This is a genomic window from Nocardia coffeae (assembly GCF_019890715.1).
GTDB lineage: Bacteria > Actinomycetota > Actinomycetes > Mycobacteriales > Mycobacteriaceae > Nocardia > Nocardia jiangxiensis.
Genome location: NZ_JAINZY010000015.1, coordinates 213,584 through 236,663 on the forward strand (window position 1 = coordinate 213,584; position 23,080 = coordinate 236,663).

Annotated in this window: 21 protein-coding genes; 9 read left to right on the forward strand and 12 right to left on the reverse strand. The window is 67.0% G+C overall.

Features of this window, described 5'->3' with window-relative positions; genetic code table 11:
• Nucleotides 1-5 precede the first annotated feature (5 nt).
• Nucleotides 6-1,337 (reverse strand): MFS transporter, encoded by a 1,332-nt coding sequence (locus tag K7711_RS38555; RefSeq protein ID WP_222976302.1) that lies wholly within the window; start codon nt 1,335-1,337, stop codon nt 6-8.
• A 373-nt stretch (nt 1,338-1,710) separates the two neighbouring features.
• On the opposite strand from K7711_RS38555, the gene K7711_RS38560 reads away from it, so the two are divergent.
• The 4 genes from K7711_RS38560 to K7711_RS38575 all read left to right on the forward strand — a co-directional run bounded on the left by K7711_RS38560 (nt 1,711) and on the right by K7711_RS38575 (nt 5,939).
• Nucleotides 1,711-2,682, forward strand: coding sequence for a phospholipase D-like domain-containing protein (locus tag K7711_RS38560; protein ID WP_222976304.1), 972 nt, complete (start codon nt 1,711-1,713; stop codon nt 2,680-2,682).
• Between the two features lie 577 nt (nt 2,683-3,259).
• Nucleotides 3,260-4,162 (forward strand): non-homologous end joining protein Ku, encoded by a 903-nt coding sequence (gene ku / locus K7711_RS38565; protein WP_222976306.1) that lies wholly within the window; start codon nt 3,260-3,262, stop codon nt 4,160-4,162.
• 97 nt (nt 4,163-4,259) lie between these two features.
• Nucleotides 4,260-4,493 carry a hypothetical protein gene (locus tag K7711_RS38570; RefSeq protein ID WP_222976308.1) on the forward strand — a complete coding sequence of 78 codons (234 nt, stop codon included), beginning with the start codon at nt 4,260-4,262 and terminating at the stop codon, nt 4,491-4,493.
• An 846-nt stretch (nt 4,494-5,339) separates the two neighbouring features.
• The gene (locus tag K7711_RS38575) at nt 5,340-5,939 is read left to right on the forward strand and encodes an RDD family protein (RefSeq protein WP_222976309.1); all 600 of its coding nucleotides are present in this window, start codon (nt 5,340-5,342) and stop codon (nt 5,937-5,939) included.
• Here K7711_RS38575 and K7711_RS38580 read toward each other — a convergent pair.
• From K7711_RS38580 to K7711_RS38625, 10 genes are all read right to left on the reverse strand, one after another.
• Nucleotides 5,936-6,400, reverse strand: coding sequence for a DUF2231 domain-containing protein (locus K7711_RS38580; RefSeq protein WP_222976312.1), 465 nt, complete (start codon nt 6,398-6,400; stop codon nt 5,936-5,938). The two genes, K7711_RS38575 and K7711_RS38580, sit on opposite strands and share 4 nt — an antisense overlap.
• Before the next feature lie 131 nt (nt 6,401-6,531).
• Nucleotides 6,532-8,109: a glycoside hydrolase family 172 protein gene (locus tag K7711_RS38585; protein ID WP_222976314.1), complete on the reverse strand. Its 1,578-nt coding sequence runs from the start codon at nt 8,107-8,109 to the stop codon at nt 6,532-6,534.
• 318 nt (nt 8,110-8,427) lie between these two features.
• Nucleotides 8,428-8,850 (reverse strand): DUF4189 domain-containing protein, encoded by a 423-nt coding sequence (locus K7711_RS38590; protein ID WP_040824906.1) that lies wholly within the window; start codon nt 8,848-8,850, stop codon nt 8,428-8,430.
• A gap of 176 nt (nt 8,851-9,026) precedes the next feature.
• Nucleotides 9,027-9,404: a metal-sulfur cluster assembly factor gene (locus tag K7711_RS38595; RefSeq protein ID WP_222976316.1), complete on the reverse strand. Its 378-nt coding sequence runs from the start codon at nt 9,402-9,404 to the stop codon at nt 9,027-9,029.
• Complete coding sequence (gene sufU / locus K7711_RS38600) at nt 9,397-9,894, reverse strand: Fe-S cluster assembly sulfur transfer protein SufU (RefSeq protein ID WP_222976318.1); 498 nt, start codon at nt 9,892-9,894, stop codon at nt 9,397-9,399. The genes K7711_RS38595 and sufU overlap by 8 nt, the downstream gene beginning before the upstream one ends.
• Before the next feature lie 18 nt (nt 9,895-9,912).
• Nucleotides 9,913-11,190 carry a cysteine desulfurase gene (locus K7711_RS38605; RefSeq protein ID WP_222976320.1) on the reverse strand — a complete coding sequence of 426 codons (1,278 nt, stop codon included), beginning with the start codon at nt 11,188-11,190 and terminating at the stop codon, nt 9,913-9,915.
• 1 nt (nt 11,191) lies between these two features.
• Nucleotides 11,192-11,965, reverse strand: coding sequence for a Fe-S cluster assembly ATPase SufC (sufC, locus tag K7711_RS38610; protein ID WP_222976322.1), 774 nt, complete (start codon nt 11,963-11,965; stop codon nt 11,192-11,194).
• Between the two features lie 36 nt (nt 11,966-12,001).
• Nucleotides 12,002-13,180, reverse strand: coding sequence for a Fe-S cluster assembly protein SufD (sufD, locus tag K7711_RS38615; protein ID WP_222976324.1), 1,179 nt, complete (start codon nt 13,178-13,180; stop codon nt 12,002-12,004).
• Complete coding sequence (gene sufB / locus K7711_RS38620) at nt 13,180-14,616, reverse strand: Fe-S cluster assembly protein SufB (RefSeq protein WP_222976326.1); 1,437 nt, start codon at nt 14,614-14,616, stop codon at nt 13,180-13,182. The genes sufD and sufB overlap by 1 nt, the downstream gene beginning before the upstream one ends.
• Nucleotides 14,613-15,458 (reverse strand): helix-turn-helix transcriptional regulator, encoded by an 846-nt coding sequence (locus tag K7711_RS38625; protein WP_222976328.1) that lies wholly within the window; start codon nt 15,456-15,458, stop codon nt 14,613-14,615. Before K7711_RS38625 ends, sufB begins: the two co-directional genes overlap by 4 nt.
• A gap of 189 nt (nt 15,459-15,647) precedes the next feature.
• Here K7711_RS38625 and mptB point away from each other — a divergent pair, with 189 nt between their 5' ends.
• The 4 genes from mptB (at nt 15,648) to K7711_RS38645 (ending at nt 21,183) form a co-directional block, all read left to right on the forward strand.
• On the forward strand, nt 15,648-17,336 hold the full coding sequence (mptB, locus tag K7711_RS38630) for a polyprenol phosphomannose-dependent alpha 1,6 mannosyltransferase MptB (RefSeq protein ID WP_235748456.1): 1,689 nt from the start codon (nt 15,648-15,650) through the stop codon (nt 17,334-17,336).
• A complete protein-coding gene (locus K7711_RS38635; protein WP_222976332.1) occupies nt 17,333-18,262 on the forward strand; it encodes an ABC transporter ATP-binding protein in 930 nt (309 codons plus the stop codon). The genes mptB and K7711_RS38635 overlap by 4 nt, the downstream gene beginning before the upstream one ends.
• Before the next feature lie 85 nt (nt 18,263-18,347).
• On the forward strand, nt 18,348-19,130 hold the full coding sequence (locus tag K7711_RS38640; protein ID WP_222976334.1) for an ABC transporter permease: 783 nt from the start codon (nt 18,348-18,350) through the stop codon (nt 19,128-19,130).
• A gap of 97 nt (nt 19,131-19,227) precedes the next feature.
• Entirely contained in the window at nt 19,228-21,183 is a 1,956-nt protein-coding gene (locus K7711_RS38645) for an acyl-CoA dehydrogenase family protein (RefSeq protein ID WP_222976336.1), read from the forward strand.
• A gap of 40 nt (nt 21,184-21,223) precedes the next feature.
• Here the strand turns inward: K7711_RS38645 and K7711_RS38650 are convergent, their stop codons facing one another.
• Nucleotides 21,224-21,844: a hypothetical protein gene (locus K7711_RS38650; protein WP_222976338.1), complete on the reverse strand. Its 621-nt coding sequence runs from the start codon at nt 21,842-21,844 to the stop codon at nt 21,224-21,226.
• Between the two features lie 203 nt (nt 21,845-22,047).
• On the opposite strand from K7711_RS38650, the gene K7711_RS38655 reads away from it, so the two are divergent.
• Entirely contained in the window at nt 22,048-23,004 is a 957-nt protein-coding gene (locus K7711_RS38655) for a COX15/CtaA family protein (protein ID WP_222976408.1), read from the forward strand.
• Nucleotides 23,005-23,080: the final 76 nt, after the last annotated feature.

Below are 23,080 nucleotides of genomic sequence, written 5' to 3' on the forward strand. Positions count from 1 at the left end.
GTGTTTCACGACGCGCGTTCGAGCTCCCGCTCCGGTCCCGAGACCGGCAGCAGGGCCGCCAGCCCCAGCAGCAGTACCAGCAGGAGGCCGATGATGCCGGCCCGATCGGCGGCGAACGCCCAGACGAAGAACCCGAACAGAGTGGGGGCCAGGAAGGTGACCGCGCGACCGGTGGTGGCATAGAGGCCGAAAAATTGTCCTTCGCGGCCGGGTGGGGCCACCCGGGCCAGGAAACTACGCGACGCGGACTGAGCCGGGCCGACGAATACGGTGAGCCCCAGGCCGAAGATCCAGAACAGCATAGGACCGGACACGATCAGCAATACCGTTCCACAGGACAACATCGCGATCAGGGAGACGACGATCACCGGTTTCGGACCGATTCGATCGTCGAACCGGCCGCCGACAATGGCACCCAGTGCCGCAACGACATTCGCGGCGATGCCGAACAGGAGCACATCGCCTTCGGCGATGCCGTAGACGCGAACGGCGAGGATCGCCCCGAAGGTGAAGACCCCGGCCAGGCCGTCCCGGAATACGGCGCTGGCCACCAGGAAGCCGATGGTACGCCGGTCCACCGCCCACAGTTCGCACACATCGCGCCACAGAACACGATATGAACCGAGAAAACCGGCGCTCGCGGCACCCGGGTCGGCGGCCGTACGGGGCAGCTCCGGCACCGTAAACAACAGTGGCAGTGCGAAAACCGCGAACCATACCGCCGCCAGGATCGCAACCAGCCGGATGTTCATCCCGTCATCGGCCAGCACCCCCAGCAGGCCGCGGTGATCGCCGTCCCCGCTGATGAAGCCGAAATAACAGATAAGCAGCAGGAAGATGCCACCGAAATAGCCCATGGACCAACCGAATCCAGAGATGCGGCCGACCGTGGCGGGTGTGGACACCTGCCGCAGCATGGCGAAATACGGCACGTGAGACAGCTCGAATGTGGCAGAGGCGGCCCCCAACAATGCCAATCCCAGCCACAGATAGTGATAGTCGGCGCGCACGAAGAACATGGCCGCCATCAGCAACACCGTGACACCGGTCAGCATCGCCAGTGATAGCTTGCGTTTCGCGGCCGCATCGAACCATTGCCCGCTGACCGGCGCGGTCACCGCGACAACAAATCCGGCCAGCCCCAATGCCCAGCCCAGCCAGGAACTGGGCGAAATCCCGCCCGGCAACCCCGCGCCCACCTTGCTCGTCAGATACACCGAGAATACGAACGTCAGAATCACCGCACTGAAGGCGGAAGACCCCGAATCCCACAGCCCCCAGGTCAACACCTGCCCGCGACCCGACGCCTGCCCGATCCCGCCCCGCACTTCGGTCATGCGCGCAGCTTAGCCCCCGACCGGCGAAGGGACGTCGGCTCGGCGACACGCACCACCGCCGCCGGGACTGTCGGGAAGTCGGCTCTGGCTCACTTTCGGTGGCGGCTTGAACGGTCAATTCACCCGCAGCCTGGTACCTGGTTGTCGCGGCAGCCGCGCGCCCCAGAGCACCTTGACACAACCACGATCGCGACGGATCGGCGTCAGCGATCGAATTCCGCGCGAAGCAGGTCGCGAGCCCGAAACCGTACGAGTGGGTGTCTCTGACGTGGCGTCGATCTGCCGCACTGTTCGGAATCGCTCAATGTGACTGCACCGCAACTGGTTCGATGTCCCCAGCGCGGCAGAGTGTCTGTGGTGGCATCATCGGGCAATGGGTATCGAGTTCGTGGGAACGAGTCCGTGGAACCGCATCAGCCAAGCCGCTGCCACTACCGGTCCTCGTTTCGCAGCAATCGCCTACCTCGGTCACGAAGCACCCGACCTGCTGAACGAGTTGGGAGAGGGTGACGTGATCGTGGTCAACGCCTCCGAAGAAGCCGTCACCTCCCACTCCACCTCTCCTCACGCTATCGGCGTCTTACGCAAGCGAGGCGTGGTGGTGAAAACAGCACCGGGACTGCACGCCAAAGTCATCGCCACCGCCGAGTACGCCGTCGTCGGATCAGCCAACGCGTCAACACATTCCACATCCAGCAACGAAGCGGTCGTGATCACCGACCAGAAATCGGTGGTCCGCGAAGTCCGCGACTACGTCAACTCCATCCCCGCCGACGAGATCACCGACGAACAACTGGACCACCTCTACGATGTGTGGCAGAACTCCGTGCCCCGCAGCATCGTGCCCGGGATCAACGGCATCTCCCAGGAAACCGGTCTCCTCCCACACGATGCCACGACGGTAATCCTGACCGACACCGTCGACGACGATCTCACCGCGGATGAACTCGACGCGATCGCTGACACGGTAGAACATGCTCGCGCATTCCCTATCGAGCCTATGCAACTCGACCACCGCAGCCGCAGTTACCCTAAGAACACGATTCTCCTGCGGCTCAGCGACCAACCCACACAAATCCTTCCGCCAGCAGTCGTATACTCGCCCCCGCGGTCGATTCCGAAACGAAAAACGGGCCGGTATCAGCTAATTCGGACACAGGACAACCACCGAGCCCGAAAGCTCACCGCGATCAACAGAAAGCTCACACCAGACCACCGCCAAGCGCTCGACCGCGCTCTGGAGTCCACCTACAACACCACGAGCGTCCGCTTGGCCCCGGACCTGGCGCAGGCACTGCTGGCCTGCTGGGCACTATCGCTGCCACAGCCACCAGAAGCCAAATAGCAAAACCGGAGCCTGGATCGCCGTGTACTTGCTCAACGTCGCCAATCTCGCCAACACCGATCCTCTCGCTAGTACGGGGTTTCCTGCGCGCCTTGCTCTGAACATGTTGCCGCACAGACGAACCGCGCGGAATAGTCGCGACGCCCAGAAAGTGGAAGGCGGCGTGGATCAATACAGGACAGCGCCGGAAGTCGGGGCCGAGGTCTCGTGAGGCTTCCCCGCCGGCGCGGTCGTACCAGAGTATTGACGCGCAGGCGCACGCTATCGGCCTACCCAGAGCGACGTAGCAGCTCCCCACACATTGACGGCCTGGCCGAGCTCCCGTCACGGATTTCCTGGCACAAACCAGGCGATCCGGTCGCCGGAACCAGGTGCCAAGCGCAGTTCCTGCACTGCCAGCAGGCCTCGAAACGGCACCGGACGTGGGCAAATCGCGCCGACATCAGGACGTCCACAGGACGTCACAGGTCCACGAACAGCAACAAACAACAACCAGCAACACCCACCAACAACCGAGAATCCCCAGGTCGCACCAGTTCGGCGGACGAAACCGGGCGGTCGCAAGTAGCATCCAAGGATGCGATCGATCTGGAAGGGTTCCATCGCGTTCGGCTTGGTCAATGTCCCGGTGAAGGTCTATACGGCCACCGAGGACCATGACATCAGGTTTCACCAGGTGCATGCCAAGGACGGTGGGCGGATCAAGTACGACCGCGTGTGCACCGTGTGTGGGCAGTCGGTGCAGTTCGCCGATATCGATAAGGCGTATGAATCGCCCGAGGGTGACCGGGTGGTGCTCACCGACGAGGATTTCGCGAAACTTCCGGTGGCGGAGAAGCACGAGATCCCGGTGTTGCAATTCGTTCCGGCGGAGCAGATCGATCCCATTCTGTTCGACCGGAGCTACTATCTCGAACCCGATTCCACGACGCCGAAAGCCTATGTGCTGCTGGCGAAGACGCTCGAACAGGTGGATCAGGTCGCGGTCGTGCATTTCACGTTGCGGCAGAAGACTCGGCTGGCCGCGCTGCGCGTGCACGACAACGTGCTGATGTTGCAGACGCTGCTGTGGCCCGACGAGGTGCGCACGGTGGATTTCCCCGCCCTCGACGGGGTGGCCGAGCCGCGGCCGCAGGAGATCACCATGGCCCGGACGCTGGTCGACAGCATGTCCGACGAATTCGATCCGAGCCAGTACACCGACGAGTATCAGATCGAACTGAAGAAGGTGCTCGACGAGGCGATCGCCTCCGGATCCGGCACGGTGACCACACGCGAGGAGGTCGCTCCGGCCGAGACCGACGCCGAGGTGGTCGATCTCGTCGCGGCCCTGCAACGCAGTCTCGAGGCGTCCGGGCGTCGCACTCCCGCGCCTGCGGCGAAGCAGGCCGCGAAAAAATCCGCCGCGAAGACCGCGCGCAAAACAGCAGGTAAAAGTCCTGAGAAGGCCGTGCGGAAGTCGACCCGCAAGGGCGCGTGAGCGGTCCATAGCACAACCACAGCGACGACATACCTGAGAGCTAGGGTGGGACGGTGTCATCGGTGCTGTCATTGTCACAGCAGAGAAAGGTTGCCGGATGGCACACCGCATCGCGAAGTTCGCCATGATGGGCGCACTCGTCGCCACCCCGATCGTGATGGCCGCGGCCCCCGCATTCGCCGATACCCCGCAGCAGCCCCAGGGCAACAACCAGTCGGCGCATCAGCAGAACCATCAGGATCAGGGCCGTCAGCAGCCCGCACCGCAGCAGCAGCCTGCTCCCCAGCAGCACTCGACCCCCCTGCCCTTCCCGACCGGCAGCGCCGCCTAGCGGTACCGGGCAGGTTCGCGTCGGTCTCGGCGCGCCGAGCCGACGCGGCGAAGACCTCCGAGCGGAAGCGCGGTCCCTCGGAGGTCTTCGCCGTTCCGCCTCGGCGCAATCGACCGGCCCGTTCTCCAGCGCACGCGGCACCGGTCTCCACGATGCACCTGGTCGATCAGAGATACTGAACGTAGTCGGCGGCGTACGCCCCGCCCGTTCGCCGCCACGCCCTGCCGCATCGGAGGAATCGCAATGAGCAACCCGTCGGACCCGAACAACCGCTCGAGCGATGCCGAGAATCCCCAGCCGCAACAGAATCCGCCAACGCCGCAACAGGATTCGCCACCACAGGCGCCCCAGCCACCGCAGCCGCAGCCGCAGCAAGCACCCCAGCCACCGCAAGCACCTCAGGCGCCGCAGCCGCAGCAGCCCGGATCCGGCTACCCGCCCGCACCCGCTTACAACGCTCCCCCGCCCGGATACGGTGCACCGCCGCAAAGCCCGCCCGGAACCGGGCCGGGCGCACCGGGCTCGGGTGTCCCATCCACTCCTGGCAACCCCGCCGTATACGGCCCGCCACCGGAACACGGCGGACCATCCTCCCCTGGCAATCCCGTATACGGCGCTCCTCCCGGATACGGCGGCCCATCCTCTCCGGGCAATCCCGTATACGGCACGCCACCGGGATACGGCGGCCCATCCTCACCAGGAATTCCGACCTACGGCTCGCAACCCGGATACGGCGGACCGTCCTCCCCCGGCAACCCGGTATATGGCACACCCCCGGGATACGGCGGCCCATCCTCACCAGGAATTCCGACCTACGGCTCGCAACCTGGACCGTCCTCCCCCGGAATGCCGACCTACGGCTCGCCGCCCGGCTACGTGCCCCCGCACCCCGGCGCACCCGGATACGGCGGACCACCACCGGGTTACGGCTATCAGCAGGCGCCGCCGGGATACGGATATCCGCCCGCGGGCTACGGACCGCGGCCGCCCTATGCGAGCTGGATCCAGCGAGTAGGCGGCGCGCTCATCGACGGTCTGATCGTCGGCGTACCGGCCGCCATTCTCTACATCGCCGGACTCACGGTCGGCTTCTCCGCGCAGTCCTGCGCGCCGGACGAGAACGGCTATCCGGTCTGCACCGGTGGCGGCCTGTCCGGCGCCGGATGGATCCTGATCGTCCTGGGCTGGGTGATCGCGGTCGCGGGCGGGCTCTACCTGACCTATCTGGTCGGCACCACCGGGCAGACGCCGGGCAAACGGATGGTCGGCATCCGCCTGATCCGGGAGGCCGACGGCCAGGTCCTCGGCTTCGGCATGGCCTTCGTCCGCAACCTGTGCCACGTCCTGGACAGTTTCTGCTACATCGGTTACCTGTGGCCGCTGTGGGACGACAAGCGCCAGACCTTCGCCGACAAGATCATGAAGACCATCGTCGTGGAGGTCTAACCGCTCGCCTGCTCACCCCAGGTGGCCCGCGCACCCGACTCGCCGATCCGGTAGACCTGCACGGTCGCCGCGACGCTCGCGGCGATGGTCAGCACCGCGATCACCGAGACCAGCACGATGCCGACCCGGCGCTCACCCCGCTCCCGCAGGTGGACGAACACCAGCAGCAGCGCCGCGACCAGCAGGCCGATCGCGAAATAGATCATGGTGTCGCCCAGATGCGCGTGCGTGTGAATAGCCGGGGACCGGCCGATCTTGTGCTCGAGCCATTCCCCCGCATCGGTGGTGATCGGCGTCATCACGACGGTGACCGCCGCCAGCGCCGCGACCAGCCAAACCAGCCGTTGCCGCACCGGTCGCCAGACCGCGCACAGGATGGCCAGTAGCGAGGTGAGCGGCACGAGCACGACGATGATGTGGACGAGCAGAACATGTGCCGGCAGACCGTTGATGGTCGACATTGCAGGGTCACTCCTGAGAGACGAACGGGAATCGCATCGAGTGTCCACACGGTAGCTGAGAGCACACTGTGACCCCGCTGGCGAGTTTGCTCGAGAATCGGACGAATCCCACTGCTACTCCGGCACCTGACCTATCGGTACAGAAAGGCGGTCGAGCTGTAATCGGCCTGCTGATCGTCGCCGAAGGGACCGTGCTGGATGCCGAATCGTAGCGAGAACAGGTAATTCACGGCGTCGGGGAGCATCAAGCGGTAGGCAGTCAGGCAGTAGTCGGCGCATCCGGGGCCACTTCGCTGCTCGGTCGGCGAACCGGTCAGCGGCAGGCTGAAACGCCGTCCGAAATCGAAGAACCAACCGCCCTCGTAGAAGTCCTCGGTGCCGGTTCCGGGGATCTGCGGAGTCGGGGCGCCGTCGACGTAGGCGCGTTCGTTCCCCTCCAGGAACGCCGGCCACCGGAAACCCGACGGCGTACCGATCCGGCGACCGCGCATCGTGTGCGATATCCCGACGAACTTGCCGTGCCCCAGTTCGTCGGCGAAACTCCAATCCTGTCCCGGCACAGTCGGTCCCGCGTGTGAGTGAGTGCCGAAGTGTCCCGCCGCGCCGGTGGCCAGCGCTATCGCCCATTGTGGATCCGGGTCGACGACCATATCGGTGTCGACGCCGCGCACCGGTGCGCCTGTCGTATTCACCAGGCTCACAGTGGCATTGGCGATGAACGGCATCGGCCACCACGCCGAGAGCCATCCACCGGGAGCGGGATCTGCCCCGAACATCAGTGACCGCACCGGAATCGCGCCGGGAGTACCGAGGCCGAGGCCGAAGAACTCCGCGACGGGGGCATCGACCGTCTGTTGACCGTCGAAGCCGATTCGCAGACGCAGTCCCGTGAATGCGGCCCCGCTGGGCATCCTCAGCCGCAGTGCCGACACCTCGCCCGGGCCGGTCGCCGACGCCACCGGCACCGCCGTGCCCGGCGCGATATCGACTGTGCGCGTTTGCCTCTGCGCATTCGCCTTGGGCGGCTTGGGATCACTCGTGCCTGCCCTGCGCAGCATGGCCAGCACATCCTCGGCGTGGTCCGAGCGGTCGAAGGTCCGCACCCCGATCGGATCCGGGAACCGCCGGTAGGTCACGTGGTAGTACTGCAGATTCCGCGCGATGCTGACGCGCATCGAATCTCGGTACGGCATAGGCACTTTGATGTACACACCGCCCGGCGACTGCGACGCGTCGGCCACCAGCGGAAAGGCGAACGGCGCTCCGGCCGCCCCGCGCACCACCGCCTGCAATGGCGCGTCGAGGACGACTGCTCCATCGAGTTCGATGCGAATGTTGCCCATGGATGCGACATTCCCGCGGTCCCGCGTGAACCAGATCGAATCGATCTCGCCCGGACCGTGATCCTCGGCCACCACACATCCCGCACCGCCGCCGTGCAGGCAACCGCCGCCACCGTCGTTGTTGCCGCCGCTGCGGTCGTAACTGGAGAACTGCTGCGTCTGCACCCCGGGCGCCAAGTACGGCAACCGATCTAGCTGTCGATAGGTATCCCAGCCCACCAGAGCGCCGGGTGTCGGGGCGAACGGTTCCGCATGCACCGGCGCGGTCACCGCCGCCGCCAATGTCGCCGTAGACGATACGACAGCCGCGTGCAGTGCGGCTCTGCCCAGTATTCGACGGAAATTCCGGATCACACGTAACGGCATAGGCCGACCTCCTCGCCGGGCGGTGGTCTGCGAAGCAACGGCACGGTCCTGCGAAGGTATCAGCGCATCCGGGCCGAATGTCGGAGCTCGAACCACATCGGCGCGTATCGGTCAGGGATCGGATCAATGGTCGCCCTGCCGCCCAAAGAGTGCCGGTCGGCGCTGAGAGGCCATGAATAGCGTTGTCGGCGAGATCTTCTCGTCGCCTACGCCGAAGAAGTACAGCAGAATACGAACGGCACGTCGCCGTCGCCGAACGACGCGAGGTCTCGGCCGACCCGTACTCCGGACCGGCGCGAGACCTCGCAGGTATTCAGATCACACGTTGGCCGTGCACGCCGACAGCACCACGTGCGCCGCCCGCGGCGAAGCACTACCCAGGTCCGGGAACGGCGGGGCGCTCAGGCCCAGCGCCTTCACCGCGGACTGCTCGGCCTCGACCTTGGACCGCGCCCAGTTCCACGCGAACCGCCCGTCGGCGCCCTGCGCGACCGCGCCACAGGCATTCACAATTTGAATGATGTTGCGGCAGTCCGGACGTCCGCACTTGGCGTCCGCTGCGTGGATGGCATCGGGATAGTTGGCGTAGTTCAGCGCGTAGGCCACGGTACCGGTGCTCTGCGATAGCGAAAAAGCCCCGTACGCATTGGGACCGGCGTTCGCGGTACCCGTCCCCAGGACACTCAGGCCCGCGGTCGAGACGACTGCCAGACCCAGGACGGCCTTGCGCAGCAATGACATCGATCAATCCTCCCCGTTCGAGAAATATGTCGGGGAGGATCATTGCGGAGTTGCTGTGTTTTGTCCAGCTCGTTATCGGATCGGGTACAACGCCCCAAATCCCGGTAGCCACAACCGGATCGGGCCCTGCGCACCGGCCCGCCGCCACTGTCGCGACGGGCTCGGCGAACGCGAGATCAGACCGTGAAACCCAGGGCCCGCAACTGCTCGCGGCCGTCCTCGGTGATCTTGTCCGGACCCCACGGCGGCATCCAGACCCAGTTGATCTTCAGATCCTCGACCAGGCCGCTACGCACCAGGGCATTGCGCGACTGATCCTCGATGACATCGGTCAGCGGGCAGGCAGCCGAGGTCAGCGTCATGTCCAGCAACGCGACGTCGCCCTCGACTCGCAGGTCGTACACCAGGCCCAGATCGACGACGTTGATCCCGAGTTCGGGGTCCACGACATCGCGCATGGCCTCCTCGAGATCCTCCAGCCGGCCGATCTCCTCGGCCGAGAGCTCGCGCTCGGGCGCGACCGCCGCCGATTCGCTCGCGGACGTTTCACTCATCGTGCTGACCCTTCGTGGAGATGCCGTTTCCCATCACATTCTTCGCCTCCTGCGCGGAGGTTATCCGCACGACCGCGTCCTTGAACGCCATCCAGCCCAGCAGTGCGCACTTCACCCGGGCGGGATATTTCGCCACGCCCGCGAACGCGATGCCGTCGCCGAGCACTTCCTCGTCGCCCTCGATGGTGCCGCGGCTGGAGATCATCTCGCTGAACGCGTCCACGGTCTTCAGCGCCTGCTGCAGCGGCAGGCCGATCACCTGATCGGTCAGCACCGAGGTGGCCGCCTGGCTGATCGAGCAGCCCTGACCGTCGTAGGAGATATCCGCGACGTCGCCGTTGTCGTCGATGTGCACCCGCAGGGTGACCTCGTCGCCGCAGGTCGGGTTGACGTGGTGCACCTCGGCCCCGAAGGGCTCGCGCAGCCCGCGGTGATGCGGGTGCTTGTAGTGATCGAGGATCACTTCCTGGTACATCTGCTCCATACGCATGGGGAATTCCCCTCCTGTCTACTGCTCGCCCGCGCTCACGCCGAAGAAGCTCTGCGCCTTGCGCACGGCGGCGACCAGGGCATCCACCTCGTCGAGGGTGTTGTACAGCGCGAACGACGCACGAGCGGTCGCGGCGATGCCGAACCGGCGGTGCAGCGGCCAGGCGCAGTGGTGCCCGACGCGAATCGCCACACCCTCGTCGTCCAGGATCTGGCCGACATCGTGCGCGTGTACCCCGTCCACGAGGAAGGACACCGCACCGCCGCGATCCACGTTCTCGGTCGGGCCGATGATCCGTACCCCGTCCAGTTCGCCCAGACCCGCCAGCACCGCGCTGACGAGCGAATGCTCGTGTGCCGCAACCGATGCCATGCCGACGCCGCTCAGATAGTCGATGGCCGCACCCAATCCCACGACCTGCGAGATCATCTGGGATCCGGCCTCGAACCGCTGCGGCGGCGGCGCGAACGTGCTGTGGTCCATGTAGACGGTCTCGATCATCGAGCCGCCGGTGATGAACGGCGGGGTGTCCTCGAGCAGCGCGCGCCGCCCGTACAGGATGCCGATGCCGGACGGGCCGAGCATCTTGTGCCCGGAGAAGGCTGCGAAATCCACATCCAGCTCGCGGAGGTCCACCGGCATGTGCGGCACCGACTGGCAGGCGTCGAGCACCACGATCGCGCCGACTTCCTTTGCGCGCCGGACCAATTCGGCCACCGGCGCGACCGCACCGGTCACGTTGGACTGGTGGGTGAACGCGACGACCTTGGTCCGCGGCGACAGATCCAGCGAGTCCAGGTCGATCCGGCCCTCGTCGGTGGCGTCGTACCAGCGCAGCGTGGCGCCGGTGCGACGGGCGAGTTCCTGCCACGGCACCAGGTTCGCGTGATGCTCGACCTCGGTGATGACGATCTCGTCACCCGCGCCCAGGCGATACCGGAAACGGTCGTCGGAGAACGCGTACGCCACCAGATTCAGCGATTCGGTGGCGTTCTTGGTGTAGACGATCTCGTCCGCGCCGACGCCGACGAACGCCGCGATCGTGGCGCGCGCGGCCTCGTAGGCGTCGTTGGCCTCCTCGGCCAGCGCGTGCGCGCTGCGGTGCACGGCCGCGTTGTGCTCGGTCAGGAACTGCCGTTCGGCGTCGAGCACCTGCAGCGGTCGCTGCGAGGTCGCGCCGGAATCCAGGTACACCAACGGTTTTCCGTCGCGCACCGTGCGGCTCAGAATCGGGAAGTCGGCCCGGATGCGGGCCACGTCCAGGGCCGGAACCGTCAAGTCCGACACAGCGGTCATCTCATGCTCCTACGGCGGCGGAGGTGAATCGCACGTACCCGTTCGCGTCCAGTTCCTCGGCCAGTTCGGGGCCGCCCTCGGCCACGATGCGCCCGCCGACGAACACGTGCACGAACTGCGGCTGGATGTACCGCAGGATCCGGGTGTAGTGCGTGATCAGCAGGATGCCGCCGTTCTCGCGCTCGGCGTAGCGGTTCACGCCCTCGGACACGATCCGCAGCGCGTCCACGTCCAGACCCGAGTCGGTCTCGTCCAGGATGGCGATCTTCGGCTTGAGCAGGCCCAGCTGCAGGATCTCGTGCCGCTTCTTCTCACCGCCGGAGAAGCCCTCGTTGACGCTGCGGTCGGCGAAGGCGGCGTCGATCTCGAGTTCGTTCATCGACTCCTTCACCTCCTTGACCCAGGTGCGCAGCTTGGGGGCCTCGCCGCGGACCGCGGTGGCCGCGGTGCGCAGGAAGTTCGACATGGACACGCCGGGAACCTCGACCGGGTACTGCATGGCCAGGAACAGGCCCGCGCGGGCGCGCTCGTCCACGGACATGGCCAGTACGTCCTCGCCGTCCAGGGTGATCGAACCCTGGGTGACGGTGTACTTGGGATGTCCGGCGATCGCGTACGACAGCGTCGATTTGCCCGAGCCGTTCGGCCCCATGATGGCGTGCGTCTCACCGGATTTGATGGTGAGGTTCACGCCGTTGAGGATCCGGATCGGGTCACCGGACTCGTCCGGATTGGCGACCTCGACGTGCAGGTCCTTGATTTCCAGGATGGTCATCGAATCGAATTCCTTTGTGGGGGTGTGTAGTTCGTGTCAGACACCGACAGCGGCGAGTTCGGCCTCCACGGCCGCCTCGAGCCGCTCCCGGACCTGCGGGACGGTGATCTTCTGGATGATCTCGTGGAAGAATCCGCGCACCACCAGACGGCGGGCGGCCTCCTCCGGAATACCGCGAGCACGCAGGTAGAACAGCTGCTCGTCATCGAAACGCCCGGTGGCCGAGGCGTGTCCGGCGCCGATGATCTCGCCGGTCTCGATCTCCAGGTTCGGCACCGAATCGGCGCGCGCGCCGTCGGTCAGGACCAGGTTGCGGTTGGCCTCGTAGGTGTCGGTGCCTTCGGCCGCGGCGCGGATCAGCACGTCGCCCACCCAGACGGTGTGCGCGTCGGGCTTGTGCGAGGACGGGTCGCCCTGCAGCGCGCCCTTGTACAGCACGTTCGACTTGCAGTGCGGCACAGCGTGATCCACCAGCAGGCGCTGTTCGAAGTGCTGGCCGTCGTCGGCGAAGTACAGGCCGAGCAGTTCCGCGTCGCCGCCGGGACCTCCGAAGCGGACGGTCTCGGTCAGGCGCACCAGATCGCCGCCCAGGGTGACGTTCGCGTGCCGCAGCACCGCGTCGCGGCCCAGTTTGGCGTGCTGCGCGGTGGCGTGCACGGCGTCGTCGGCCCAGTCCTGCACCGCGACGACGCTGAGCTTGGCGCTGTCACCGACGACGAATTCCACGTTCTCCGCGTAGGTTCCGCTGCCGCGGTAGTCGATGACGACCGTGACCTTGGCGAACGCATCCAGACGCAGTTGCAGGTGGCCGTAGGCGGTCTTACCCTCACCGGGACCGGTGATCGTCAGCACGACCGGCTCGGCGACCTCGGTCTCCGCGGCGACGGAAACGATCGTGGCCTGCTCGAATCCCGAATATGCCTGGGCGGCAACACGATCCGAGGGCACCCCGGACTCGCCGAGGCGAGCGTCGGAGCGATCGACGGTCTCGGTGCGCACACCCTCGACCGCGGCGACCTCGACGGTGACCGCGCCATCGCGCACCGCGGTGCCGTCGTGCAGGCCGCGCAGCCGGCGCATCGGAGTGAATCGCCACGACTCGTCGTGGGCGGTGGGCACCTCGAAGGCATCGACATCGAACGAGGTGAAGACCTCGCCCTTGTTCAACGCCGGAACCCGGCCCTCACCGGCGACAGCAACGTTCTCGACCGGCATCAGCCGACGGCTCCTTCCATCTGCAGCTCGATCAGGCGGTTCAGCTCGAGCGCGTATTCCATGGGCAGTTCCTTGGCGATGGGCTCGACGAAGCCGCGCACCACCATCGCCATCGCCTCGTCCTCGGTCATACCGCGGCTCATCAGGTAGAACAGCTGATCATCGGAGACCTTCGAGACAGTGGCCTCGTGACCCATCGTGACGTCGTCCTCGCGGATGTCGACATACGGGTAGGTGTCCGAGCGGCTGATCGTATCCACCAGCAGCGCATCGCATTTCACCGACGAGTGCGAACCGTGCGCGCCCTTGTTGACCTGGACCAGGCCACGGTAGGAGGACCGGCCGCCGCCGCGCGCCACCGACTTGGACACGATGTTCGAGGAGGTGTGCGGCGCCAGGTGCAGCATCTTCGCGCCGGTGTCCTGGTGCTGGCCCGCACCGGCGAACGCCACCGAGAGCACCTCGCCCCGGGCGTACTCGCCGGTCATCCAGACCGCCGGATACTTCATGGTGACCTTGGAACCGATGTTGCCGTCGACCCACTCCATGGTCGCGCCCGCCTCGGCCTTGGCCCGCTTGGTGACCAGGTTGTAGACGTTGTTCGACCAGTTCTGGATGGTGGTGTAGCGGCAGCGGCCGCCCTTCTTGACGATGATCTCGACCACCGCGGAGTGCAGCGAGTCGGACTTGTAGATCGGCGCGGTGCAACCCTCGACGTAGTGCACGTAGGCGTCCTCGTCGACGATGATCAGGGTGCGCTCGAACTGGCCCATGTTCTCGGTGTTGATCCGGAAGTAGGCCTGCAGCGGGATGTCCACGTGCACGCCCGGCGGCACGTAGATGAACGAGCCACCCGACCACACCGCGGTGTTCAGCGCGGAGAACTTGTTGTCACCGGCGGGGATGACCGAGCCGAAGTACTTCTGGAAGATCTCCGGGTGTTCCTTGAGGCCGGTGTCGGTGTCCAGGAAGATGACGCCCTGCGCCTCCAGGTCCTCGCGGATCTGGTGGTAGACGACCTCGGACTCGTACTGCGCGGCGACACCGGCGACCAGGCGCTGCTTCTCCGCCTCCGGGATACCCAGCCTGTCGTAGGTGTTCTTGATGTCCTCGGGCAGGTCTTCCCAGCTCTCGGCCTGCTTCTCGGTCGAGCGCACGAAGTACTTGATGTTGTCGAAGTCGATGCCCTCGAGGTTCGAACCCCAGCCCGGCATCGGCTTGCGGTCGAAGATGCGCAGTGCCTTCAGGCGCGCTTCGAGCATCCAGTCGGGCTCGTTCTTCTTGGCCGAGATGTCGCGCACGACCTCCTCGGACAGGCCTCGCCGGGCGCTGGCACCTGCGACGTCCTTGTCTGCCCAGCCGTAGCCGTAGGTGCCCAGGGAGGCAATGGTCTCCTCCTGGGTCAGCGGCTGCGACTGATCGGTCGTCGTCGTCATTCGGCACTCCTTCCGGAGTCGTTGCGAGATGCCGTCGCGGGCTGCGCGGCGGCGTCGGACTCGTCCTCTTCGGGGGTTGTGGTTTCGGAGGTCGCCGGGACGACCAACGGGACGTGAGTGGTGCAGGCGCAGTCGCCGTTGGCGATGGTCGCCAGGCGTTGGACATGGGTGCCGAGCAGTTCACGGAAGGCTTCCAGTTCGGCCGCGCACAGCTCCGGGAATTCCTCGGCCACATGCGACACCGGGCAGTGATGCTGGCAGATCTGAACTCCCGCACCGACTTTGCGGGTCGAGGCGGCGAATCCGGCATCGGTGAACGCCTCGGCGATCTCCCGCGCCTTGGCCGCGGTCGTCTCCGGGCTGTGCTGAGCCAGCCGGTCGATGCCGGCCACGATCGTCGCCACCCGCTTGCGGGCGAAGTCGGTGATCGCGGCCTGTCCGCCGATCTCACGCAACTGGCGCATGGCCGCACCGGCCAGATCGTCGTAGGCGTGGCCGAGCCGCCCGCGCCCCGCCGCGGTCAGCTGGAACTGCTTGGCGGGCCGCCCGCGTCCCTTCTGCTGCCAGGGTGCGGACCGCGTCGCCCGCGCCTCACCGGACTCGATCAACGCGTCCAGATGCCGTCGCACACCGGCCGGGCTCAACCCCAGCCGCTCACCGATGGCCGTGGCGGTCACCGGTCCCTGCTCGAGCAGCAGCTGAACGACGGCTTCGCGGGTATGCCCCTCACCCGTCGGCGCAGCGGGCGCGACGACACCCCGAGCGCCTTCCCGACGCTCGGCAGCAGCTTCCGCATTCCGCAAACCCACGGTTTTCACAACATCAGTGTGACGGAATTCCATCCCGCATTCTAGTAAGGTTCACCTTCCTAACCCCCGAGCAAAGTCAAACCGCCAGCTCGAGCACCTGGGCAGCCCGCTGCCAGCTTCCTCACACCTGTCCGGCCCCCTGTCCCCATTTCGAAACCTCACCCACTCCACCACCGGTTGATGGCGCAATTAAGCTCTGTGAGCGTGGCGGTAGTGGAAGACATGCGACGCAGGTCCATCGAGTTGAGTCGCCGGGCATTGGGCCTGGACGTACCCCCCGCCGATCACACCATCGCCGTCCTGCACACCAACGAGGCCGAGGCGCCGGGCCTCGACGCCCGGGAGATCGTGCAGTTCAGGCGAATTCGGCTGCTCGGCGCCACCGGCGCGGTCCTGATGGCGATCAGCGCCCTGGGCGTGGGCGCGCAGCCGGTCCATCAGAACCCGGTCTCGGGTATGCGGGTGGTGGGGTTGTTCGCCCGCGCCGCCACCCCGACGTTGGCCATGTGCATGATCGGCACGGTCGCGGTCGTGCTGGCCTGGCTGCTGCTGGGCCGCTACGCGGTCGGCGGGTTCGGCGGCACGGTGCGACATCGGCTGAGCCGTTCGCAGCTGGACCGCACGCTGTTGCTGTGGATCGTCCCGTTGTCCATCGCACCGCCGATGTTCTCCAACGACGTGTACTCCTATCTCGCGCAGAGCCAGATCGCCGAGCGCGGCATGGATCCGTACGTCGTCGGCCCGGCCGAGGGGCTGGGCCTGGCCAATGTGCTGACCAACAACGTGCCCAACATCTGGCGCGACACTCCCGCGCCGTACGGGCCGCTGTTCCTGTGGATGGGCCGCGCCATCGCGCAGCTGACCGGGGACAACATCATCGCGGGCGTCTGGGTGCACCGGCTGCTCGAACTCGGCGGCGTCGCACTGATCGTATGGGCGCTGCCCCGGCTGTCGCGGCGTTGCGGGGTCGCGCCGGTGAGCGCGCTGTGGCTCGGTGCGGCGAACCCGCTCGTGCTGTTCCACCTGGTCGGCGGGGTGCACAACGATGCGCTGATGCTCGGGTTGATGCTGGCGGGTCTGGAGTTCTGCCTGCGCGCCATCCACGGAATCGACACGCCATCCACGGAACCGACGCACCCATTCGGGCGCAGGGAGTGGGCGCTGCTGATATTCGGCGCGGTGGTCATCACGTTGTCCTCGTCGATCAAATTCACCTCGATCCTCGTGCTGGGGTTCGTCGGCATGGCGCTGGCCCGGCGCTGGGGTCGCGGGCTGCGGCCGCTCCTGAAGGCCGCGGTCGTCCTGGGCGTCATCGCGGTGGCCACCAGCCTGTTCGTCAGCTATGCCAGCGGTCTGGGCTTCGGGTGGATCTACACGCTCAATACCGCCGGTGCGGTGCGCAGCTGGATGTCGTTGCCGACGGCGGTCGGCGTGATCACCGGATTCGGCGGTGTCCTGCTGGGTCTGGGCGACCACACGACCGCGGTCCTGAGCATCACGCGGCCGATCGCCGGGGCGGTCGCCGCGTTCCTGAGCCTGCGCATGCTGGTGGCCACCTGGACCGGGCGGTTGCATCCCGTTGGGGCACTGGGTGTTTCACTCGCGGCGATCGTGCTGCTGTTCCCGGTGGTGCAGCCCTGGTATCTGCTGTGGGCCATCGTGCCGCTGGCCGCCTGGGCCACCACCCGCGCGTTCCGCGCGCCCGCGATCGTGCTGTCCGCGATCGTCGGCCTGATCCTCATGCCGCGCGGTGCGGACTTCGGCGTCTTCCAGATCATCGAGGCCGCCACGGCCACCGTCGTGATCGGGGTCGGATTCATCGTGCTCACCCGACACCGGCTGCCGTGGCGCGAGCGCACGGGGGTGTCTGCCGCGTCACAACCGCCCGCGGCATACGGTGTGACCTCGTGAGCGCATCGGAACCCGCCGTCAGCGTCGACGGTGTCGTGAAACGCTTCGGCGAGACCATCGCCGTGGACGGCTTGAGTTTCGAGGTGGCACGCGCGGAGGTCGTCGCACTGCTGGGGCCCAACGGTGCGGGCAAGACGACGACCGTGGAGATGTGCGAGGGATTCTCCGCGCCCGACACCGGATCGGTGCGGGTGCTGGGGCTGGATCCGATCGCCGACACCGACGCCCTGCGCCCCCGGATCGGCGTGATGCTGCAGGGTGGCGGCGCATATCCCGGTTCCAAGGCCGGGGAGATGCTGGATCTGGTCGCCGCCTATTCGGCCGATCCGCTCGATCCGGAATGGCTGCTGGACACGCTCGGACTGCGGGAGGCGCGCCGCACACCGTACCGTCGCCTGTCGGGCGGTCAGCAGCAGCGACTAGCGCTGGCCTGCGCGCTCGTCGGACGTCCGGAGATGGTGTTCCTGGACGAGCCCACCGCCGGAATGGACGCGCAGGCCAGACATCTGGTCTGGGAGCTGATCGACGCGCTGCGCCGCGACGGGGTGGGGGTCCTGCTGACCACACATATGATGGACGAGGCCGAACAACTCGCCGATCGCCTGGTGATCATCGATCACGGCAGTATCGTCGCCGAGGGCACGCCCACCGAGGTCACCTCGGCCGGAGCCGAGGGGCAGCTGCATTTCAACGCGCCGCCCAAACTGGATCTGAAACTGCTGACCACGGCTCTGCCGGAGGGGTTCGCACCCAAGGAGACCTCACCGGGTTCCTATCTGCTGTGTGGCGACATCACCCCGCAGGTCCTGGCCACCCTCACCGCCTGGTGTGCGCGAATCGACGTGCTGCCCACCGACATTCGCATCGATCAACGCCGACTCGAGGACGTCTTCCTGGAACTGACCGGCAGGGAGCTGCGCAATTGAACCCGAACCCGCGCCCCGATTCCGGCCGGTCGATCCCGGCTCGCGCGACCGCGCCGGCCCAGCATCCGAGCGGAAGGCACTCGCGATGACCGAAACCTCCGCCCGATTCGCGCCCGGCACCTTCTCCCCCGCCCCGCGCCCGGCCGCCCGCACGCGGATGCTGCTCGCGCAGACCCGGATGGAGCTGATCCTGTTGCTGCGCAACGGAGAACAGCTCCTGCTGACCATGTTCATCCCGATCGCCATGCTCGTCGGGTTGACCCTGCTGCCGCTGAGCAGCCTCGGCGAGCACCGGGTGGACCGCATCGTGCCCGCTGTGATGATGGTGGCGATCATGTCCACCGCCTTCACCGGACAGGCCATCGCGGTGGGCTTCGACCGCCGCTACGGCGCGCTCAAGCGCCTCGGCGCCACCGCCCTGCCACGCTGGGGCATCGTCGGCGGCAAATGCGCGGCCGTGCTGATCGTCGTTGTCCTGCAATCGATTCTGCTGGGCGTGATCGGTTTCGCACTGGGCTGGCGGCCCGGTGCGGGCGGACTGGCCTTCGGTGCGGTGGTGATCGCCCTGGGCACCGCGACCTTCGCCGCGATGGGCCTGCTGCTGGGCGGCACGCTCAAGGCGGAAGTCGTACTGGCCCTTGCCAATATCCTGTGGTTCGTGATGCTCGCGGTCGCCAGCGTCGTGTTCGCCGCCGGTGACATCCCCCGACCGCTGAGCATCGTCGCGCGGCTGCTCCCCTCGGGCGCCCTGGCCCAGGCGCTCGATCAGGCGTTGCGCACCGGCGTCGACTGGTACGGGCTCGTCGTCCTGATCGTCTGGGGCGGTGTCGCCGGGTGGCTCGCCACCCGCTACTTCCGCTTCGACTGAGCGCCCTTTCACGACGAGACACCCGCTACCCCCTACCGGCGAGTAATAAAGGCTTCTACACTCGAATGTGATCCCCATCACGTTCGAGGAGGGCATCATGGCGACTACCGCAAAAGTCGACGCCACCGAAGATCAAGCTCGCGCACTCGTCGAGGAATCCCGCGAGACCACCTGGGCCAAGCCGTCGTTCGCCAAGGAGATGTTCCTCGGCCGCTTCCGGCTCGACCTTATCCACCCGTTTCCGCAACCGTCCGCCGAGGACGAGGCCAAGACCGCGGCCTATCTACAGCGTCTGCGGGCGCTGTGCGAATCCCTCGACGGCAGCCGGATCGAGGCCGAGGCGAAGATTCCCGATCAGTACGTCCAGGGGCTGGCCGAACTGGGCTGCTTCGGACTCAAGATCCCCGAAGAGTACGGCGGGCAGGGACTTTCCCAGGTCGGTTACAACCGTGCGCTGATGCTCGTCGGCTCCGTCCACCCCAGCCTGGGCGTGCTGCTCTCGGCACATCAGTCGATCGGCGTGCCCGAGCCGTTGAAACTGGCTGGGACCCCGGAGCAGAAACAGGAGTTCCTGCCGCGCTGCGCCCGCGGGGCGGTCAGTGCGTTCCTGCTCACCGAACCCGACGTCGGCTCCGACCCCGCCCGGATGGCCAGTACCGCGACCCCGACCCCGGACGGCGAGGCGTACGAACTCAACGGCGTGAAGCTGTGGACCACCAACGGCGTCGTCGCCGAACTGCTCGTGGTGATGGCGCGGGTGCCCAAGAGCGACGGGCATCGCGGCGGCATCTCGGCGTTCGTGGTGGAGGCGGATTCGCCCGGCATCACAGTCGAGCGCCGCAACTCCTTCATGGGCCTGCGCGGCATCGAGAACGGCCTCACCCGCATGTACAACGTGCGCGTACCGGTCCGGAATCTGATCGGCCGCGAGGGCGACGGGCTGAAGATCGCGCTGACCACGCTCAATGCCGGACGACTGGCGATTCCCGCACTGTGCACGGCAGCGGCCAAGTGGTCGCTGAAGATCGGCCGCGAGTGGTCGCTCGAGCGCGTGCAGTGGGGTCGTCCGGTGGGGCAGCACGCGGCGGTCGGCTCGAAGCTGTCCTTCATGGCCGCAACCGCTTTCGCCCTCGAGGCGGTGCTGGATCTGTCCGGCACGATGTGCGACGAGGGCCGCAACGACATCCGCATCGAAGCCGCACTGGCCAAGCTGTGGGCATCGGAGATGAGCTGCCGGATCGCCGACGAACTGGTGCAGATCCGCGGCGGGCGCGGCTACGAGACCGCCGCATCGCTGCGTGCCCGCGGTGAGCGCGCGGTGGGAGCCGAGCAGCTGATGCGTGATCTGCGCATCAACCGGATCTTCGAGGGGTCCAGCGAGATCATGCGGCTGCTGATCGCCCGCGAGATGGCCGATGCGCACATGGCCGCGGCCGGTGCGCTGGTCGAGCGCGACGCACAGTTCAAGGACAAGGCCCGAGCCGCGGTGGGCGCGAGCGGTTTCTACGCGAAGTGGTTCCCGCAGTTGACCGTCGGGGCGGGCACGACTCCGGGCGGATTCACCGAATTCGGGCCGCTGGCAGCACATCTGCGTTTCGTCGAGCGGAATTCACGCAAACAGGCCCGATCGCTGATGTACGCGATGGGCCGCTGGCAGGCGAAACTCGAGTACCGCCAAGGCTTCCTGGGCCGGATCGTCGATATCGGCGCGGAACTGTTCGCGATGGCGGCGGTCTGTGTGCGGGCCCAGTCGCTGCGCGCGGAGAACAGCGCGGACGCCGACGCCGCGCAGGAATTGGCGGACGTGTTCTGCGACCAGGCCCGTGTCCGGGTGCATCAGCTGTTCGCCGCCCTGTGGGACAACACCGACGACGCCGACACCACCCTGGCACGAGGCGTTCTCGCGGGCAGATATCAGTGGGTCGAAGATGGTGTGCTCGATCCGAGCGAAGGCACCGGACCATGGATCGCCGAATGGCAGACCGGCGCGTCCAGCGAAGCGAATCTGCTGGCCCCGTTCCTGCCGTCCACCCGGACCGAGACAACCACCTAGTACTCCGGGCAACGCGCCCGCACACCCCGGCCGTTGGCGCTCAGGCCATTTCGGGGACGCGAAGGTGCGCGAGCGCCAACTCGAACTCGACGCCGTCGATCAATTCGGCGCCGGATTGTCGGCTGGCATCCGCACGCAGCGACGCGGCCTGGTCGCGGTTGCGGAGCATCGCCTCGGCACTGTCGTAGGTAGCCGAAGACACGGCGCGACCGGACGCCCGGTTGATCAGCAGGCTCGCACTGCAGAAGCCTTCGAGCGTTTCCATCTCCGACAGGAACTGGGACCGGTACGCCTCCACGGCCATATCGATCCGATCCGGATCGGTCTTGAGCCAGATCGCGCGCACGCAGGCGCCCTGCGGCGTCGTGTGCTCACGATGCAGGGCCGCGATCTCCCACTCCTCGACCTTGGCGCTGCCGCCGAGGACATCGGCGAGCCGGTCGCGGATCGGGTCCACGTGGCTCGCACTACCGTGCATCGCCTCGACCGAATCCCACGCACTCGTCGCGATGCACCGGCAGGAGAGCCGATCCACCATCAGCGACAGTCCGATACAACCCGGGATGCCGGTGAGCGCCGGCATCACCTCGTCGCGAACATGCGCAATCCCGGCATCGATAGCGGAGGGTCGCGCCTGAATCGTGGTGGAGCGTGCGTACACGTCCCCACCCCCTCTCTGCTCGATGGCAGCGCCCCGGCGGCGCCACCGGTACCGTTCCAGCCTTCTCTTCCACCGCCACCGAGGCAATAGTCCTCGCAGCCGCGGTTCCGTCGGGCGCCGACGACAACGACGGACCGTAGTAGCCCGGATGCGGGGCGGGGCCGGGGCGGGACTACCATCGGTGCGTGCTGTCACGCGCCTTCATGCGACTCGTCGACCTGCTGCCGCTGCCCTCCCTCCGCGTGCAGCGGATCATCGCGTTCCTGGTGATCCTGTCGCAGGCCGGAATCTCGGTGACCGGCGCGGTCGTGCGAGTCACCTCCTCCGGACTGGGCTGCCCGACCTGGCCGCAGTGCTTCCCCGGGAGCTTCACCCCGCTGCCGCACGCGGCGGTGCCGGTCTGGCATCAGACGGTCGAATTCACCAACCGCATGTTCACCTTCGGGGTGACGCTGTTCGCGGCGCTGGTCGTGCTGGCGGTGCTGCGCGCCCGCCGACGGCGTGAGGTGCTCGTCTACGCCTGGCTGATGCCCGGCGGCACGGTCCTGCAGGCGGTCATCGGCGGTATCACCGTGCGGACCGGACTGCTGTGGTGGACCGTCGCGATCCATCTGCTGGTCTCGATGCTGATGGTGTGGCTGGCGGTGCTGCTGTTCGCGAAGATCGGCGAACCGGACGACGCGGTCCCCGCGCCACGGGTCCCCGCGGCGCTGCGCTGGCTGACCGTCCTGAGTGCGCTGGCCCTGACCGCCACCCTGGTCGCCGGAACCCTGGTGACCGGCGCGGGCCCGCACGCCGGAGACGAGAGCGTCACCAAACCCGTTGTGCGCCTGAAGATCGAGATCGTGACACTGGTGCACGCCCACGCCGAAATGCTGGTCGCCTACCTCGCACTGCTGATCGGCCTGGGCTTCGCGCTGGCCACGGTCGGTATGACGCGCGCGCTGCGCAACCGCTACATCGTGCTGATCGTGCTGGTCTGCGCGCAGGGTCTGGTCGGCATCGTGCAGTACTTCACGCACGTCCCCGCCGCACTGGTCGCCGTGCACGTCGGCGGCGCGGCCGCCTGCACCGCCGCCACCGCCGCGCTGTGGGCCGCGATGCGCACTCGCGAGCGGGTCACCGCCGATACTCCGGCCTCGGTCACCCAGGCCGCCTGATATCCGTTGCGCCGCACCGTGATCGGCCCGATCCGGCGGGTGCCCGGTGCGGGCCGGTACGGCGATCGGGGATAAT

Bases quoted from the DNA above. Each gene is read 5' to 3' on its own strand.
- K7711_RS38590 (WP_040824906.1), bottom strand. From the start codon at position 8,850: ATGTCATTGCTGCGCAAGGCCGTCCTGGGTCTGGCAGTCGTCTCGACC.
- ku (WP_222976306.1), top strand. From the start codon at position 3,260: ATGCGATCGATCTGGAAGGGTTCCATCGCGTTCGGCTTGGTCAATGTC.
- sufB (WP_222976326.1), bottom strand. From the start codon at position 14,616: ATGACGACGACGACCGATCAGTCGCAGCCGCTGACCCAGGAGGAGACC.
- K7711_RS38560 (WP_222976304.1), top strand. From the start codon at position 1,711: ATGGGTATCGAGTTCGTGGGAACGAGTCCGTGGAACCGCATCAGCCAA.
- K7711_RS38595 (WP_222976316.1), bottom strand. From the start codon at position 9,404: ATGAGTGAAACGTCCGCGAGCGAATCGGCGGCGGTCGCGCCCGAGCGC.
- K7711_RS38625 (WP_222976328.1), bottom strand. From the start codon at position 15,458: ATGGAATTCCGTCACACTGATGTTGTGAAAACCGTGGGTTTGCGGAAT.
- sufD (WP_222976324.1), bottom strand. From the start codon at position 13,180: ATGCCGGTCGAGAACGTTGCTGTCGCCGGTGAGGGCCGGGTTCCGGCG.
- K7711_RS38585 (WP_222976314.1), bottom strand. From the start codon at position 8,109: ATGCCGTTACGTGTGATCCGGAATTTCCGTCGAATACTGGGCAGAGCC.
- K7711_RS38555 (WP_222976302.1), bottom strand. From the start codon at position 1,337: ATGACCGAAGTGCGGGGCGGGATCGGGCAGGCGTCGGGTCGCGGGCAG.
- K7711_RS38645 (WP_222976336.1), top strand. From the start codon at position 19,228: ATGGCGACTACCGCAAAAGTCGACGCCACCGAAGATCAAGCTCGCGCA.
- sufC (WP_222976322.1), bottom strand. From the start codon at position 11,965: ATGACCATCCTGGAAATCAAGGACCTGCACGTCGAGGTCGCCAATCCG.
- sufU (WP_222976318.1), bottom strand. From the start codon at position 9,894: ATGCGTATGGAGCAGATGTACCAGGAAGTGATCCTCGATCACTACAAG.
- K7711_RS38575 (WP_222976309.1), top strand. From the start codon at position 5,340: ATGCCGACCTACGGCTCGCCGCCCGGCTACGTGCCCCCGCACCCCGGC.
- K7711_RS38655 (WP_222976408.1), top strand. From the start codon at position 22,048: ATGCGACTCGTCGACCTGCTGCCGCTGCCCTCCCTCCGCGTGCAGCGG.
- K7711_RS38580 (WP_222976312.1), bottom strand. From the start codon at position 6,400: ATGTCGACCATCAACGGTCTGCCGGCACATGTTCTGCTCGTCCACATC.
- K7711_RS38605 (WP_222976320.1), bottom strand. From the start codon at position 11,190: ATGACCGCTGTGTCGGACTTGACGGTTCCGGCCCTGGACGTGGCCCGC.
- K7711_RS38570 (WP_222976308.1), top strand. From the start codon at position 4,260: ATGGCACACCGCATCGCGAAGTTCGCCATGATGGGCGCACTCGTCGCC.
- mptB (WP_235748456.1), top strand. From the start codon at position 15,648: ATGCGACGCAGGTCCATCGAGTTGAGTCGCCGGGCATTGGGCCTGGAC.
- K7711_RS38640 (WP_222976334.1), top strand. From the start codon at position 18,348: ATGACCGAAACCTCCGCCCGATTCGCGCCCGGCACCTTCTCCCCCGCC.